General features: G+C 58.3%; 13 protein-coding genes. 5 read left to right on the top strand and 8 right to left on the bottom strand.

Features of this window, described 5'->3' with window-relative positions:
• Positions 1–84: 84 nt before the first annotated feature.
• Genes araD1 through CFN46_RS14680 form a run of 3 tightly spaced genes read right to left on the bottom strand, consistent with a single transcriptional unit; the run spans position 85 to position 3,363 of the window.
• On the bottom strand, positions 85–1,092 hold the full coding sequence (gene araD1 / locus CFN46_RS14690; protein WP_088743934.1) for an AraD1 family protein: 1,008 nt from the start codon (positions 1,090–1,092) through the stop codon (positions 85–87).
• Between the two features lie 10 nt (positions 1,093–1,102).
• The gene (locus tag CFN46_RS14685) at positions 1,103–2,275 is read right to left on the bottom strand and encodes an L-rhamnonate dehydratase (protein ID WP_088743933.1); all 1,173 of its coding nucleotides are present in this window, start codon (positions 2,273–2,275) and stop codon (positions 1,103–1,105) included.
• Positions 2,276–2,334: 59 nt separating this feature from the next.
• Entirely contained in the window at positions 2,335–3,363 is a 1,029-nt protein-coding gene (locus CFN46_RS14680; protein WP_088743932.1) for a 4-hydroxythreonine-4-phosphate dehydrogenase PdxA, read from the bottom strand.
• A 223-nt stretch (positions 3,364–3,586) separates the two neighbouring features.
• Between CFN46_RS14680 and CFN46_RS14675 the strand changes: the two genes are divergently transcribed.
• Positions 3,587–4,315 carry a FadR/GntR family transcriptional regulator gene (locus CFN46_RS14675; RefSeq protein ID WP_088743931.1) on the top strand — a complete coding sequence of 243 codons (729 nt, stop codon included), beginning with the start codon at positions 3,587–3,589 and terminating at the stop codon, positions 4,313–4,315.
• A 24-nt stretch (positions 4,316–4,339) separates the two neighbouring features.
• Here CFN46_RS14675 and CFN46_RS14670 read toward each other — a convergent pair whose 3' ends face one another.
• The 5 genes from CFN46_RS14670 to CFN46_RS14645 form a co-directional block, all read right to left on the bottom strand.
• Positions 4,340–4,966, bottom strand: coding sequence for a helix-turn-helix domain-containing protein (locus tag CFN46_RS14670; protein WP_088743930.1), 627 nt, complete (start codon positions 4,964–4,966; stop codon positions 4,340–4,342).
• 270 nt (positions 4,967–5,236) lie between these two features.
• The gene (locus tag CFN46_RS14660; RefSeq protein WP_217897834.1) at positions 5,237–5,620 is read right to left on the bottom strand and encodes a nuclear transport factor 2 family protein; all 384 of its coding nucleotides are present in this window, start codon (positions 5,618–5,620) and stop codon (positions 5,237–5,239) included.
• Positions 5,621–5,754: 134 nt separating this feature from the next.
• Positions 5,755–7,065, bottom strand: a complete 1,311-nt coding sequence (locus tag CFN46_RS14655) for an FAD-binding oxidoreductase (RefSeq protein ID WP_254918506.1) — start codon at positions 7,063–7,065, stop codon at positions 5,755–5,757.
• A gap of 128 nt (positions 7,066–7,193) precedes the next feature.
• Positions 7,194–8,873 (bottom strand): BCCT family transporter, encoded by a 1,680-nt coding sequence (locus CFN46_RS14650; protein ID WP_141103668.1) that lies wholly within the window; start codon positions 8,871–8,873, stop codon positions 7,194–7,196.
• Positions 8,874–9,431: 558 nt separating this feature from the next.
• Complete coding sequence (locus CFN46_RS14645) at positions 9,432–10,487, bottom strand: nitronate monooxygenase family protein (protein ID WP_088743925.1); 1,056 nt, start codon at positions 10,485–10,487, stop codon at positions 9,432–9,434.
• A 201-nt stretch (positions 10,488–10,688) separates the two neighbouring features.
• Between CFN46_RS14645 and CFN46_RS14640 the strand changes: the two genes are divergently transcribed.
• The 4 genes from CFN46_RS14640 (at position 10,689) to CFN46_RS14625 (ending at position 14,982) form a co-directional block, all read left to right on the top strand.
• Positions 10,689–12,413, top strand: a complete 1,725-nt coding sequence (locus tag CFN46_RS14640) for a thiamine pyrophosphate-dependent enzyme (RefSeq protein ID WP_088743924.1) — start codon at positions 10,689–10,691, stop codon at positions 12,411–12,413.
• A gap of 411 nt (positions 12,414–12,824) precedes the next feature.
• Complete coding sequence (locus tag CFN46_RS14635; protein WP_088743923.1) at positions 12,825–13,484, top strand: glutathione S-transferase family protein; 660 nt, start codon at positions 12,825–12,827, stop codon at positions 13,482–13,484.
• Positions 13,481–14,173, top strand: a complete 693-nt coding sequence (locus tag CFN46_RS14630) for a cupin domain-containing protein (protein WP_088743922.1) — start codon at positions 13,481–13,483, stop codon at positions 14,171–14,173. Before CFN46_RS14635 ends, CFN46_RS14630 begins: the two co-directional genes overlap by 4 nt.
• Positions 14,174–14,334: 161 nt before the next feature.
• Positions 14,335–14,982 carry a TetR/AcrR family transcriptional regulator gene (locus CFN46_RS14625; protein ID WP_088743921.1) on the top strand — a complete coding sequence of 216 codons (648 nt, stop codon included), beginning with the start codon at positions 14,335–14,337 and terminating at the stop codon, positions 14,980–14,982.
• The last annotated feature ends 7 nt before the right edge of the window (positions 14,983–14,989 follow it).

The raw sequence follows: 14,989 nt of genomic DNA, 5'->3' as shown, positions 1-14,989 counted from the left end.
GGTGCTGACGGGATCAGGGCCGGGTGGTGGCGAAACCCTCCAGGCGCTGATCCCTCCTCTATGGCTAGTGCTGTTCAAGCGTGCTCACAGCACCGCCATGGCGGATGGCTGCTCAGCGTCGTTGTCGTGAGACTCGAACGCGACGGGATTGCGCAGTGCACGCCCGAAGGCGGGCAGTTCGATCTCGAAGCGATCCCCTTCCTGCACCTTGATCTGATCGGCGAAGCTCAGGGTGGCAGTGCCGAAGAAGTGCACGTGCAGATCCCCCGGCGCGCGGAACTGGGCGTACTTGAAGTGGTGGTGTTCCAGATTGGCCAGGCTGTGGGCCATGTTGGCCTCACCGGTCAGGAAGGGCTTCTCCCACAGGGTCTGGCCGTCGCGGGTGATGCGGCTGGTGCCTTCCAGGTGCTGGGGCAGCTCGCCGATCAGCAGTTCAGGGCCGTAGCTGCAGGCGCGCAGCTTGGAGTGGGCCAGCCACAGGTAGTTGGCGCGCTCGGTGATGTGATCGGAGAACTCGTTGCCTACCGCGTAGCCGATGCGATGCGGCTGACCGTTGGCATCGTTCAAGTACAGGCCGACCAGCTCGGGCTCTTCACCGGCGTCTTCGGCGAAGGCCGGCACGCTGATCGCGGTTTCCGGTGCCACCACGATGCTGCCGTCACCCTTGTAGAACCATTCCGGCTGCGCGCCGACCTGCCCCTCGGCGGGCTTGCCGCCCTCGAGCCCCATGCGGAACATGCGCATCGAGTCGGTGAGACTTGCGTCATCCTGCGCCTGAGCGGCGGCATGCATGGCGTCGCGGGTATCGGCACTGCCCAGGTGAGTCAGGCCGGTACCGGTGACGGTGCAACGCGCGCGATCCGGGTGGGTGACCGGCGGCAGCAGTTCCTGGCGATCGATGGCCTGCTTGTAGTCGACCAGGGTGTGGGAGTAGTGCTGCTCGATCAGTGCGCTGAGCCCGATGCCCAGCTCGATGGCGCGAGAGGCCAGCTCATAGGTGCCGCCCGGGAAGTCGAGCAGGCGCAGCTGGTCGCGGCTTTCGACCACGGCGACCCGCGGGCCGTTGGCGGTGCGAAGTTGGACGAGTCTCATGATGGCTTCCTCACTCGATGATGTTGAACTGATCGAAGTAGTCGCTGTTCAGCTCAAGGCCCAGCCCCGGGGTCTCTTCGTCGAGGTCGATGAAGCCGTTCACCGGCTCCGGGTCGCCCTTGAAGATGTAGTAGAAGAGCTCGTTGCCGATCTCGACGTCATGCACCGGGAAGTACTCACTCATCGGGGAGGCCAGTGAGGCCATGGTGAGGTGGTAGTTGTGCATCTGGCCGGCATGCGGGATGACCGGCACGCTGAAGGATTCGGCCAGGGCGTTGATCTTGCGCGCCGCGGTGATGCCACCGACCCGGTTGGTGTCGTACTGGATGACGGAGACGGCACGCTTTTCCAGCAGCTGGCGGAAGCCGTAGTGGGTGAATTCGTGCTCGCCACCGGAGATGGGAATGCTGGTCAGCTGATTGAGTTCGGCGTAGCCATCGATGTCATCGGCGATCACCGGCTCTTCCAGCCAGCGCGGCTGGAAGCGCTCGAGCTTCGGCAACATGCGCTTGGCATAGTCCAGATTCCAGCCCATGTAGCACTCGAGCATCAGATCGATGTCCTCGCCGATGACTTCGCGCACGGCGGCGACGCTATCAAGGTTGGCACGCACCCCTGTCACACCATCACGCGGGCCGTATCCGAAGCGCATCTTCATTGCAGTGAAGCCTTGATCCAGATAGGACTGGGCCTCTTCCTGCATGCCCTTGAGGTCGGTGCGGTAGAGCTTGGAGGCGTAGCAGGGGATCTTGTCCTTGGTGCGTCCACCCAGCAGCTTGAAGACCGGCTTGCCGACCGCCTTGCCCATGATGTCCCAGATGGCGATATCCACACCGGAAATGGCGGCCATGCCGATGCCCTTGCGGCCCCAGGCGTGGGTGGAGCGATACATGCGCTGCCACAGGTATTCGTAGTCGAAGGGGTCCTGACCGATGATCAGCGGCGCGAGGTACTGATCGATGATCGCCTTGGCGATGCGCGGGGCGAGTGCCACGTTGCCAAGCCCCACCAGCCCGTTGTCGGTCTCGATTTCCACCACCGTCCAGCCGTGGAAGCGGAAGGTGCCCATCGAGTCGCCCTTGTCCCACAGCTCATCCATGGCGTTGGAGCAGAAGTGGGCAGTGGGGGGAACGGTGTGGCCTTTCCATTCGAAGACGCGGGTTCTGACCTTGGTGATTTTCATCGGATTATCCTTGTTGTGGATGACGTTGGCGCAGATACGTGAGCAAGAGTGACAAGGCGTCAGGCCGACGCGGTCTCGAGGCGCAGCGCGCGCAGGTTGGTGCCCATGCGCTTGGCGATCGCGAAGGCATTGCGGGTCGGGTTCACGTCCGCCTTGCCTTGGCCGGCGATATCGAAGGCGGTGCCGTGGGCCGGCGTGGTGATGGGGATTGGCAGGCCGCCTTGGACGGTGACGCCGGACTTGAAGCCCAGCAGCTTGATCGCGATCTGCCCCTGGTCGTGGTACATGGTCACGATGGCGTCATATTCACCGTCACGTGCCTTGATGAAGATGGTGTCAGCCGGGAAGGGGCCTTCCACGGGATAGTCCTGGGCGCGGCACTCGGCCACGGCAGGTGCGATGACATCGATCTCCTCACGCCCGCAGGTGCCGCCCTCGCCACCATGGGGATTGAAGGCGGCCACGGCGATACGTGGCTGTTCAATACCGGCGAGTTTCAGGGAGTCGTGAATCAGCTGGCTGGCGGCGATGATGCGCTCTTGGGTGACGTACTCGGCGGCATCCTTGAGCGGGATATGCGAGGAAATACGTGAGGTCCAGAGTGTCCCCAGGGTATTGAACTCACAGAAATAGCCTTTGACACCCAGCGTCTCGGCGAAGAAGTGCAGCTCGTCCTCATGGCCAAGGCCACCTTTCTTCATCGACAGCTTGTTGAGTGGCGCGAAGCAGATGGCGTCGACTTCCTCGTTCTGGGCCGCTTCCAGGCAACGAGACAGCACCGCGAGGGTCGAGGCGCCACAGGCAGCGCTTTCCTCGGCCAGCGTCACCTCCTGCTTTGCCACGCTCTCCATCAGCATCAATGACGGGCCCTCGTGTTCACGGGCTTCCGCGAAGCTTGTGACGCGTGGCAGCTCGGTGAAGAGTCCGGCCTGGCGTTGGCCCTGCTCCCACAGCCAGGCATCGCCGATCAGTACGGTGTGCGTCTCGGCGAACTGCTCGGGTTCCGCGATCAGGCGAGCGATCAGCTCCGGGCCGATACCGGCAGGGTCACCGAGAGTCAGGGCAATGACAGGGCGTGATGCAGTCATGAGAGATTCCAGCCTTGTAAGAGTTGTCGTTGTTATCCATGAAGCGATCAAGATCAAAGCTTGGTCTGCTGGTTGGTTTACCGGACCAGTTGCTAGAAAACTTAGCTGAGTCATCCAGCGATGGTCAAGGTTTTCTATAGAATTACGACTATGGTCGGTTTTCTGGTGCGAGGATGGATCATGTCAGTTATTCTGGTATTAAATGCATACCAGTGGAGGCCACATGAACCAGACGCCTTTCGCCTTCGAGAAAGCGCTGAAAAATCAGACGAAGAAGGAAATTCTCGCTGACAAGCTGATCGAGATGATTCTGACAGGGTTGCTGCGAGATGGTGACGAGCTGCCCAGTGAGCGTGAGCTGGCGCAGTTGTTTGGAGTCAGTCGTGAGACGGTCAGGGGTGGGCTATCGTTGTTGATCGGCTATGGGCTGATCAATGTCTCGCATGGCAGCAAGTCGCGTGTCTGTGCCAGTGAGGCCGTGATCGACAACTTCCGCAATCATCCGGCACGTCAGCAGGGGGACGAGCTCAATAATCTGGATATCGAGAGCGTCTTCGAGAGCCGTATCGTGGTGGAGTCAGCCATCGCGCGCCGCGCTGCGCGACACATTGATGAGGCAGGATTGAAAAAGCTGGACGCATTGCTCGAGGCTCAGTCCCAGCACTTCGAATCTCCCGTCAACTTCCAGCTCTCGGATCAGAACTTTCATCATGTCATCGCCGAATATTCGCGTAACGAGATACTGATCCGCTACGCGCATGAGCTTTACACCTACGCGCTGAATATCCGACGTCAGGTCATGGCAGAAAGCGGATCGATCAAGCGCAGCTATGAAGAGCACGTTCGAATTGTGGAAGCGCTGCGCGCCGGCGATCCCGATGCTGCGGAACGCGCGATGCTCTCGCATATCGACAGCGTCTATTACACGACGCGGGACAAGATGCCCCGTTGAAGGGGCCTCATGGAGATGAGGGGCTCAGTACTCCACGCCCGTCATCACCCAGACGATGCGGGTCTCGGTCTCGCCGGGGTTGCGAATCCAATGTGGTTCGTCGCCGTTTAGTGAGAAGCTGTCACCAGCTTTCAGGTGGAAGACTTGATCGCCGATAGTGAGTTCCAACTGGCCGTGTTCGAGGTATCCAGCTTCTTCGCCGCGCCGTTGGCGAGGAGTCTCACCGCCACTACCACCGGGCTGCAATCGAGTCATGATCAGGATGAGCTGACCGCTCAGGCGGGGGGAGAGCAGTTCTTCCCGTGCACCGATGGCGCTGAGGTTCATGGACCGACGATACTCGGCGCGCACGATGTAATCCTGCTCGACTTCGGTCTGTGAATCGCTTGGCTGGAAGAACCAGCTTACGCGTACCCCAAGTGCATCACTAAGCGTCTGGAGTAGACCAATAGGCAGCGATGACACGCCTCGCTCTACCTGACTTAGATAGCCGACGGACTTACCTGCGGTGTGTGCCAGTTCGGCAAGCGTGATCTTGCGAGACTTGCGCAGGTCACGTAGTTGCCTGCCAATCCGAAGATCCTCCTGCTCGGCACTGCTGGTAGGGGCAGTGACATCCTGTGCTGGTGGGCGACTCTCGCGTGGGGGCATTCTGTGTCCTCGTGACCAGTCATCTCGTCGTCATTCATATCGATCTACTTGCGACATACTACATAAAGCTTACCAGCATGCGCCGTAGGAAATGATATCCATGTCATGTGTAAAGAAGATATATGGACGCTTATAAAGCGAAAAAGACCAGCGCAAGGCTGGTCTTTTTATGGCTTCAAGCGTTGAGTCAAGATGCTCCTGCTCCTGCTCCTGCTCCTGCTCCTGCTCCTGCTCCTGCTCCTGCTCCTGCTCCTGCTCCTGCTCCTGCTCCTATGCCCCTGGCACCGAGAAGGCCGGTCGCTGCTTGCGGAAGGCCTGCTTGCGGGTGATCTTGCCCTTCTCGATGGTGAAGAGGTCTACGCTCTCGGCTTCGACGCGCAGGCCATTCGGTTGCGTCGCCATGAAGGTGCATTCGGAGACGACGCGCTGATCGGCGAAGAAGAACTCGCCCTTGGCCCACTGCACATCGGGCATGGTCGTCCAGGTGTTGACGAAGGCATCGCGCACGGCGGCCTTGCCGACGATACGCGTGCCGTGCGCCTCATCGCCGGACACGGTGTCGAAGACCACATCGTCGGCGAAGTACTCCATGACATCATCGATGGCGTGGCGATTGAAGGCATCGAACATGGCGGTCATCTGTTCACGGTTCATGGTACGGGTCTCTGGTGCATGCATGCCGGGAGTGGCATGCCAGTGGGAGGTGCCGCGACGTCATTCGGGAGCGCCGCAGCGTATTGAGCAACATGAAAGACGGTGGTCGGCGAGCGTAGAGAGCGAGTCGTGGCTCAACTCACCTTGTCCAGCACCTGGAAATACTTGTAGAGCAGATGCTGCCCCATGCGCCGGATCGGCCTGAGCGGATGGGCGGGCAGTGGGGAGTTGAAGATCGGCAGGTGGCTCTCGGGCAGTGACTGGCCGGCGATCAGCGCGGCGAGTTGTTTGGAGGCATAGGCCGAGAACGACACGCCATTACCGCTATAGCCCTGGGAATAGAAGATTTTCTGTTTCGGATCAGGCTGCACGATACGCGGCATCATGTCGTGAGAGATATCCATCCAGCCATGCGAGAACCATGGCGTCTCGATGCCCGCGAGAAGAGGAAACTTGCGAGCAATGGCTGCATGAACAACATCAAGGTGACGTGCATTCTGAGCATCGGCGCCACTGATCGCACTCCGGGTTCCTATCTGCAGACGCTTCTCTGGTAGCAGGCGGTAGTAGTAACGCAGCTTGCGGGTATCCGTGGTCAGGATGGTCGAACGCAGGCCGCAAGCCTCGATCTCATCGTCGGTCAGTGTGCGCGTCCACACCGAATTGGCCATGATCGGCATGTTGCGATAGGCGGTCAGTGAGTGGAGGTTGGGGCTGGTATAGCCCGCCGTGGCGATACCTACCGCGCGTGCCTTTACCGTGCCTCCCGGTGTCTGCAGATAGTGGATGCCGTTCTCTGTCGTCCAGTGTTGTACCGGGCTGCTGGTGTGGATTCTGGCGCCATGGCGGCGCGCGATACGCGCATAGCTGTAGGCCAGCTTGAGCGGCTGTACCGCGATGCCCTCGGGCTCCAGCATCGCGCCAAGACTTTCCTGATCCCCAATGAAGTCACGATGCACCGTCGCACGGTCCAGTGTCCGGGTCCGGTAACCGAGGATGTTGTTGCACAGGCGTGATTCGGCCTCGAGATGCTGCATGGCCTGCGGGCTATGGGCGATCAGCAGATTACCCAGCGGTTGAGGCTCGCAATCCACTTCCGGGTCCTGGGTCAGAGACTTGAAGACCTCGAAACCTTCGAGGCTATTGGTGTGCAGCTGACGCGCCATGTCGACCCCCCATTTCTTGACCCACTGGCTGCGGCTCAGGCGTCCCCAGGCCAGATGGCCCTGGCCGCCATTGCGGCTGGTGCAGCCCCAGCCGATCTGATTGGCTTCCAGTACCACCGCCTTGATACCGTGCTCACGCGCCAGGAACATCGCCGTGGCAAGGCCGGTAAAGCCGGCACCTATCAGCACCACGTCTGCCTCCATGTCGTCAGTGACGGGGCCATCATCCTCGGGAGGCGGGCCGGCGTGGTAGCGCCAGTAGCTGGGGGCATACTCCATGCCTTCTCCAGGTGAGGCATCTTTCAAAGGATCATAATGAGGGTTATAGGGCTGTTTTACTGTCATCGCGTGTCACCATCCGTATCGTTATTGGCAGTCAATGGCGGTTTGGATACATAAATTTTATTTTATTTAATAGCACTACTTTGAGAATGACTTGAGGCAGTAGTTAGCGAATTTATAGAATATTTCTGAGTAGCATTATCATCTATACTAATGATGCTATTAGTCTCTTCGAGAGTGGCTTTCAACATGCGATAGACAGAAAACATATAAGCAATACTGACAATGAAGAAAGGAGCGCCTACGACAATCGCCAAGCTCTTGATGGCGGTAAAGCCCCCCGATAGCTGGAATACAATACCCGTGATGCCAATGATTACGCCCCAGAGGAGTCGCATCATTATCTTGGGATTCTCATTACCATTGGAGATTTGCATGGCTGCAAAGAAGGATGCTGAGTCTGATGTGGTCACTGCAAAGACAACGATATTGAAAAGCACCATCAGGCTTAACCACCAACCGCCTGGCATACTCTCAAGGAGTAGATAGATGCCTGACTCTGGCTGCTGTTGGACGCTCTCCCATAGCGGCACGATCTGATTGACCTCGGCATAGCCGGCCGAGCCACCCCAGATGCTGAACCATACGATGGCTAATAGCATTGGCACTACAACGACACCGAAAATGAACTCGCGCAAGGTTCTTCCGCGTGAAATACGGGCAATGAAGCCACCGCAGAAAGGGATGTAGGAGATGTACCAGAGCCAATAAAAGATCATCCACCAGCCCACCCAGTCACGCTGTTCGAAGTTATCGGCATCTGTCCAGAGTTGAGCTGTGAACACTGAGCTGAAATAGTCGCCAAACTGCTGGGTCATCATGTTAAGCAGATATTGAGCTGGCGCATGCCCAAAGGCGAGGATAGCGACTAGTATGGCGCCTGCCATGGCCATGTTGATGATGCTCAGGTACTTGATGCCGCGCTCTATTCCCGTTGCGGCAGAGGCGACGTAAGCAATGATGATCACCATTATGACCATCGTCTGTCCAAATGCGCCAAACTCGATGCCAAAGAGGGTGTTCAGCGCATAGTTGATAGAGGCGACACCGAGGCCAATCATGGCCGCGTTGCCGCCGATGGTGCCGATCACGCCAAGGCCGTTGGCCAATTTTCCCCACAGGCTGGTATTGCAGCGTTCGCCGAGGATGCCATATAGGCCCGTTGCGACCGTCAATGGCTGCCCGAGGCGGTATGCCGGGAAAGCGATGGCCCAGGCAGCTACCGCAAATAGAGCCCAGCCATGCATGCCCCAATTCATCAAGGTATCCAGAATGGCTCCGCGAACACCGGCTTGTTGACCCACTTCGTTCAAGTCCTGAACGTGTGACGAGGTATATAGATGGTTAAGCGGTTCGGCGACACTAAAAAAGACAAAGCCGATGCCCAGTCCGCAGCTGACAATCATGGAGATCCAGGCCATGTAACTAAAATCAGGTCGAGAGTCATCAGGTCCTAGGCGGATACTGCCGAAGGGACTCACTAAGAGATAGAAGCAGAAAATCAGTGTCGCAGCGACACCTAATAGAAAGCTCCAGCCAAAGTTGAAAATTAGAAAATCTCTTATTCCTGAGAGAGCCTCTCCTGTTTGTTTCGGTGCGAGCAGGGCACCCGTCATGATAAGGGAGTAGGTGATGAGTACTGGCCAGAAAAGCCCTTTGTCATACTTGCCAAGAAGGCCTGTTTTCTTCTTGTGTGATAGTGAAGAAGTCGTGCTGGCTATTAATTTATTGGGTGTCACACTCACAAAATCCACCTCCGAAGGCTTACCATGGCAACGTATGATCCATCAATAAAATACATGATAGTTCATGTCTTTTTTAATAAGATAATCAACATCGCAATGGTCGGTTTATTGTTGTCATATTAAGGTGCATATCTAATAAGTCGACATCATCTGGCATATATAATGATAATGACGATATCGTAAATACTTACTCTTTCTGTGAAGAGGGCGCGTGTGATGAGCGCCTTGATTCCATGGATGCTTCTCACAGGCTGTACGTTGCTAGATGCACTGGCATCCTGTGTTTGGTATCCATGCAGTGAAAATAGCTATGTTTTATTGCCTTGCAAGTGAAAAAAAATGTATTTTTTTCACTTGCAAGGTGAGGAAGCGACCACTTGCCTTTATCTTATTGAATAGATTGATGATTCTGTGAAGGAGGGAGTGGAGTTAGAGGTAGGCGTAAGACGAATGACAAAGCTACAAGATCTCGTACCGATCCAATATCGCGCACTGGGTCTGTGCGACTGGATCTGCGTGGCGGCTATTACTCGTTAGCATTGTTATTCACTGATGGTTTCAACTGGTCCAGGCAAACGTCAGCTCCTTGATCAGCTCTCCCATCAGCTCTCCCGCTGGCATCGCTCTGGCCAGCGGGGCGCCCTGGCCCGCCCACTGTGCCCCGAAACCGGTGTCGCCCTGCGAGCGGGCGGCGGTGTTGAGCGCCTTGCCGGCGGCGTAGGTGAGAGGGTAGTCCGGTGGTGTGGGGCATGATGGGTCTTCCATCAGGCGGGCAAACCGATTGGCGAGAATGCGCGCAGGGCGGCCCGAGACGATCGAGGTCATGCGGGTGTCATGCGCTGCTGGCCCTGTGAGTGCGTCTCGGTAGGCGGTATCGGCGCTGGATTCCGGGCAGGCGATGAAGGCGGTTCCGAGTTGGGCTGCCACGGCGCCATTCGCGAGAGCGGCGGCAATGGCCTCACCATTCATGATGCCTCCTGCGGCAATGATCGGCAGGTGCGTGGCGTCAACCAGCTGCCTTGTCAGGGCGGCAGTGCTCAGCTGGGTATCCGCGGCTTTTGGATCAAACATGCCGCGATGACCTCCCGCTTCGAACCCTTGCGCCACGATGGCATCCAGGCCAGAACGCTCGATGGCGCTGGCTTCCTCCAGGTGGGTCGCCGTCGCCATGAGCCAGATGCCTGCCTCCTTTAGGGCGCGGATGATGTCGCGTGAGGGCAGGCCGAAGTGAAAGCTGACAACCGGTGGGCGGGTCTCCAGCAACATCGCCAGCATGTCGGGGTCATCGGCAAAGCTGGTATAGAGCGTGTCGAGTCTGGCGGGGGGCTTTGCGTCGAAGGCCTGGAAGTGCGGCGTCAGCCACTCCCGCCAGGCGCTCTCGCGAGCAGTGTCATGTGTCGGGGCCGGGTGCACGAAGACATTGACGTTGAAGGGTCTGCCGGTCAGCGCTTGCAGTTCAGTGATCATCCTGCGGGCGCCGTCGGCATCCGTGGCACCGACGCCGATCGAGCCCAGCCCGCCTGCCTTCGAGACCTCGGCTGCCAGACGAGGCGTCGAGACGCCTGCCATCGGAGCCTGAATGATCGGCCACCGTAATCCCATCTTCTCCAGCATCATTCTCTCCTCTGTCACGAGTCTTGCACCCAAGCTTGAAGATCATGCTACGCCGCACGCAACGCCGCGTGCCATTCATGGATGGCATCCTTGCCATTGCATTTATCGGGGTCATCCCAACGTCTTAGTTCACTATTTATTTGAATGAGTGAATGTATTGCTCATCCTGCTCTAGCTCACCAGAAAAGGAAAATACCTCGCATGGCACATACCTCTGGACAGACCGTTGCGGAAATCATCGTCGAGACATTGAGCGAGGCCGGTGGCAAACGTTGCTACGGTATCGTTGGTGACACCATCAACCACTTTACGGATGCCATTCGGCGCTCCGACATGGACTGGGTACACGTCCGGCATGAGGAAGTGGGCGGCTTCGCGGCAGGGGGGGAGGCCTTCATCACTGGTGAGCTGGCGTGCTGTGCTGGTAGCTGTGGGCCTGGCAGCACGCATTTCATCAATGGCCTGATGGAGTCGCACCGCAATGGTGCCCCCGTTGTTTTCATCGCCTCGCAGATCGAGACAGCGCAGATGGGGGTGGGTTTTCCGCAGGATGTTGATCAGAAGGCGCTGTTCTCTCAGTACAGCGTATTCTGTGAATACCTGACCAATCCCGAGAATGCGCGCCGAATGGTGGCGATCGCTGCCCAGAAAGCGTTGGCGGAAGGCGGTGTAGCCGTGTTGATCGTGCCGGGGGATCTGTTCCCGGAGAAGCCTTCCACGTCCTTGCCATGGCGCGCGCATCGCTTTGCACCGGTGATTCGCCCGGGAGAGGCGGAGCTTGAGGCTGTCGCCACTGCGCTGAGCCAGAAAGGCAAGGTGACGATCTATGCCGGGGTGGGCTGTCAGCACGCGCAAGCCGAGGTGATGGCGCTGGCGGAACGACTCAAGGCGCCAGTGGCTTGGACGTCACGCGCTAAGGACTTCATTGAGCCCAACAACGAGTATGAAGTCGGAATGACGGGGGTCTTCGGCCTGAATGGCGGGTATGAGGCCGTCGCTGACTGTGACACCTTGCTGCTGCTTGGCTGCAGCTTTGCGTGGTCGCAGTTCTACCCTGACAAGGCCACCGTGATTCAGGTCGATCTTGATCCGGGCAAGATCGGGCTGCGTCATCCAGTGGATATCGGCGTGGTCGGGAGCGTCAAGGATACCTGCGAGGCACTGCTGGCCCGCATCGAGCCACGCGAGGATACGGAGTGGCTGCAGAGCTGCCGCAAGAAGTATCTGGCTGCCCGCGATGATGATGCCGTGACCTCTGATGATGAACACTTGATTCACCCGCAGGAGGTGACGCTGGCACTGAATCGGCATGCGACAGAAGATGCGGTCTTCACTGCTGACTGTGGCAGCCCGATGGTATGGTGCCTGCGCCATATTCGCACCAACGGCAAGCGCCGTACGCTGCCAAGCCTGGTGCACGGTACGATGGCCAATGCCTACCCGCAGGCGATCGGCATCCAGAAGGCGTATCCGGAGCGTCAGGTGATTGCCATGTGCGGCGACGGTGGGCTTTCGATGTTGATGGGGGATCTGCTCACCCTCAAGCAGGAGAAAGTGCCGGTCAAGATCGTGGTCTTCAACAACAGCACGCTGGGCTTCGTTGAGCTGGAACAGAAGGTCGATGGGCTGTTGGACAGCTATACCGATCTTGAAAATCCGGACTTTTCACTCGTCGCCCAATCACTCGGCCTGTGGGGTCGTCGTGTCGAAGCCAAGCACGAGCTGGATGAGGCCGTGCAAGCACTGCTCGCGCAGGACGGGCCGGGCATTCTCGAGGTCAAGGTCAACCGCATGGAGCTGGTCATGCCGCCGCATATCGAAGCAGGGCAGGTCGCGTCCACTGCACTGTATTCTGCCAAGGCGCTGCTCAATGGGCGCATGGACGATGTGGTAGATCTGGTGCGCAACAACTTTACGGGTCGTTGATACGCACTGGCCGTTGAGATGCTGGCTGCTGGTATGTACTGACAGGCTGCCAATGGCGCAAGGAAGTTAGAAACAGGCTTCGCTCGATTCCGGGCGAAGCCTGTTGCGTTGCAGTGTCCTGTTTCAGTGATGTGAATGTCTTGCTCCAGTGATGCAGGTAGAGGCGCCCGGCAGTGGTGGACACAATTGACGTACTCAATGTGGCATACGTGGATAGTGGCGAGAAAATATTTCATTTGCCTATCTATAGGTAGGTAGTCTAGTGTTGATGTCAGTGAGTAGAGCGCTGTCATGATGGTTGTCGACACGGCTGATGCTTGGCATGGCTCGTTCTCTACCTGCTCGTTCTCGACATGACTTTTCGATTTCCTCTTCGTTAGCCTCGAAATTCCCCCCATCTGGAGTTCTGCCATGACACCCTCCTCACGTCTTGTTCTGCATGATCTGGCTGCGTTTCCGAATCCGGCCCGTGTTCGCATTGCGCTGTATGAAAAAGGCATCTTCGATCAGGTGCAGTGTGTCGAGGTGGATGTCATGAACGGTGAGCATCGTGGCGAAGCCTTCCGTGCCATGAATCCGGATGCGTCGGTGCCGTGTCTGGTGCTGGAGGATGGCACTGCCTTGTCGCAGTGCACCGCCATCATCGAGTATTTGGATGCCCACACCGCTGCGCCCTCGCTGACAGGCATCAACGTCACTGAACGTGGTGTGATCAGCATGATGAACCGTCGCGCGGAAGCGAATCTGCTGGATGCCGTAGGCGCCTACTTCCATCACGCCACTGCAGGTCTTGGTCCAGTGCTTGAGCAACATCAGAACCGTGACTGGGGCCTGCGCCAGCGCGAGGTCGCCGTGGCCACGCTGAGTCAGTTCAATGAGCTGCTCGCCACTCAGGACTGGTTGGCGGGTGAGCGTTTCAGCGTGGCCGACATTACCGCCTTCGCCGGCATGTGCTTCATCGGCTTTACTGATATCGAAGTGCCGGAAACGCTGACGCATCTCCATGCCTGGCATGCACGCGTGCTGGCGCGTGAGAGTGTGAAGGCTTGGCAGGAGTCACTGGGCCAATGAACGTGAATGAAGATTTCACGCAGCGAGTGCTGATCAATACGGCACAGTTGGCGTGGCAGCCATCACCGATGATGGGTGTTGATCGACGTATGCTGGACCGCATCGGCGGGGAGGTCGCACGTGCCACCAGCATCGTGCGCTATGCGCCGGGCAGTCAGTTTTCACCGCATGTACACGCGGGCGGTGAGGAATTCATCGTGTTGGAAGGCACCTTCCAGGATGAACACGGCGACTTTCCGGCAGGCAGCTATGTGCGCAATCCCCCGACCTCGCAGCACACGCCGGGGGCCAGTGAAGGCTGCGTGATCTTCGTCAAGCTTTGGCAATTTGCGCCGGAAGACCGCACGCAGCTATGTCACGACATGCATCAGCTGCCGCGGGATACCGCCGGCGAGAAGTGCGTTAGCCTGCCGCTCTTTCAGGATGCGCATGAAGAGGTGGTAGTGCAGCAATGGGCTTCCAATACTGCGCTGACGTTAGCAGCCCCGCAGGGCGCTGAAGTACTGGTGCTCGAAGGTGACTTGCGACTCGATCAGCCAGTCTTTGGTGAGCAGGACATGCCGCGTCATGGTTGGTTGCGGCTGCCCGTAGGGGATGTGCTGACGGCGCGCAGCGGTGAGCAGGGAGTGCGGCTATGGATCAAGCGTGGCCATCTTGCCCAGATTCGTCTGCCCACCGATGGCAAGTGATCAGCTTTTCAGCAGTAGAGACCTTCACGCACTGGCGGGCATGTGTCGAGAGGTGAGGCAGACGGGTATCATGTAGGCGAAACAGGCGATGGTGATGCGTTGATTGACCTTCAATCGTCCGCCTTCAATCATCTGCCTTCCATACGCTGACAGGATGCCCGATGGATACTCGAAATGCTCTGCTGGATGCAGCTGAGTCTGCTGCACGCCGCTGTGGACATGATGGTTTCAGCTACAAGGACCTCAGTGCTGCGGTCGGTATTCGCACGGCCAGTATTCATTACCACTTTCCGACCAAGCCTGATCTGTTGCAGGCGGTCATGCAGCGCTATCACCTTGCCATGCAGCAGGCGCTTGAGGCACTGACGCTCGCCTCCACCACGGCGGGTCAGCAGCTGGCGGGCATCATCGATCTGTATCGTCAGGCACTTGACCAGGGCAATACCTACTGCCTGTGCGTGGCGCTGTCACTGGGCTGTGCACGCTTGCCAGAAAGCATCGTGGCGCAGCTGGATGCGTTTCGCGCCATGGTTCACGACTGGCTGAGTAGCGTCTTTGCGCGAGGCAGAGAGGACGGCAGCCTGCGGGCTGTCAGTGAACCGGCACTGGAAGCGGATGCCTGTCTGGCCCTGCTGGAAGGCGCGCAACTGGCCGCACGTAGCAGTGGTGGGGCGACTGGCGCTGTCATTGAGGGTGGCACCGTTATAGAGGGCGGCGCTGTCACTCGCGCCGATGCACGTTTTCTCCGCGCGGTGACGTTGCTGTCACGACGGATTGTCGAGCACGGATACGCCAATACGGAGACATGAGTGAAAA

Origin of the sequence: Cobetia sp. QF-1 (assembly GCF_002213105.1) — a bacterium.
In the GTDB taxonomy this organism is placed as follows: Bacteria; Pseudomonadota; Gammaproteobacteria; order Pseudomonadales; family Halomonadaceae; genus Cobetia; species Cobetia crustatorum.
Note: the sequence above shows the minus strand (reverse complement) of the source record. Positions and strands in the feature narration are given on the sequence as shown.

Excerpts from the sequence above, each read along its gene's own strand:
- araD1 (WP_088743934.1), bottom strand. The coding sequence starts at position 1,092 with ATGAGACTCGTCCAACTTCGCACCGCCAACGGCCCGCGGGTCGCCGTG.
- CFN46_RS14685 (WP_088743933.1), bottom strand. The coding sequence starts at position 2,275 with ATGAAAATCACCAAGGTCAGAACCCGCGTCTTCGAATGGAAAGGCCAC.
- CFN46_RS14680 (WP_088743932.1), bottom strand. The coding sequence starts at position 3,363 with ATGACTGCATCACGCCCTGTCATTGCCCTGACTCTCGGTGACCCTGCC.
- CFN46_RS14675 (WP_088743931.1), top strand. The coding sequence starts at position 3,587 with ATGAACCAGACGCCTTTCGCCTTCGAGAAAGCGCTGAAAAATCAGACG.
- CFN46_RS14670 (WP_088743930.1), bottom strand. The coding sequence starts at position 4,966 with ATGCCCCCACGCGAGAGTCGCCCACCAGCACAGGATGTCACTGCCCCT.
- CFN46_RS14660 (WP_217897834.1), bottom strand. The coding sequence starts at position 5,620 with ATGAACCGTGAACAGATGACCGCCATGTTCGATGCCTTCAATCGCCAC.
- CFN46_RS14655 (WP_254918506.1), bottom strand. The coding sequence starts at position 7,065 with ATGGAGTATGCCCCCAGCTACTGGCGCTACCACGCCGGCCCGCCTCCC.
- CFN46_RS14645 (WP_088743925.1), bottom strand. The coding sequence starts at position 10,487 with ATGCTGGAGAAGATGGGATTACGGTGGCCGATCATTCAGGCTCCGATG.
- CFN46_RS14640 (WP_088743924.1), top strand. The coding sequence starts at position 10,689 with ATGGCACATACCTCTGGACAGACCGTTGCGGAAATCATCGTCGAGACA.
- CFN46_RS14635 (WP_088743923.1), top strand. The coding sequence starts at position 12,825 with ATGACACCCTCCTCACGTCTTGTTCTGCATGATCTGGCTGCGTTTCCG.
- CFN46_RS14630 (WP_088743922.1), top strand. The coding sequence starts at position 13,481 with ATGAACGTGAATGAAGATTTCACGCAGCGAGTGCTGATCAATACGGCA.
- CFN46_RS14625 (WP_088743921.1), top strand. The coding sequence starts at position 14,335 with ATGGATACTCGAAATGCTCTGCTGGATGCAGCTGAGTCTGCTGCACGC.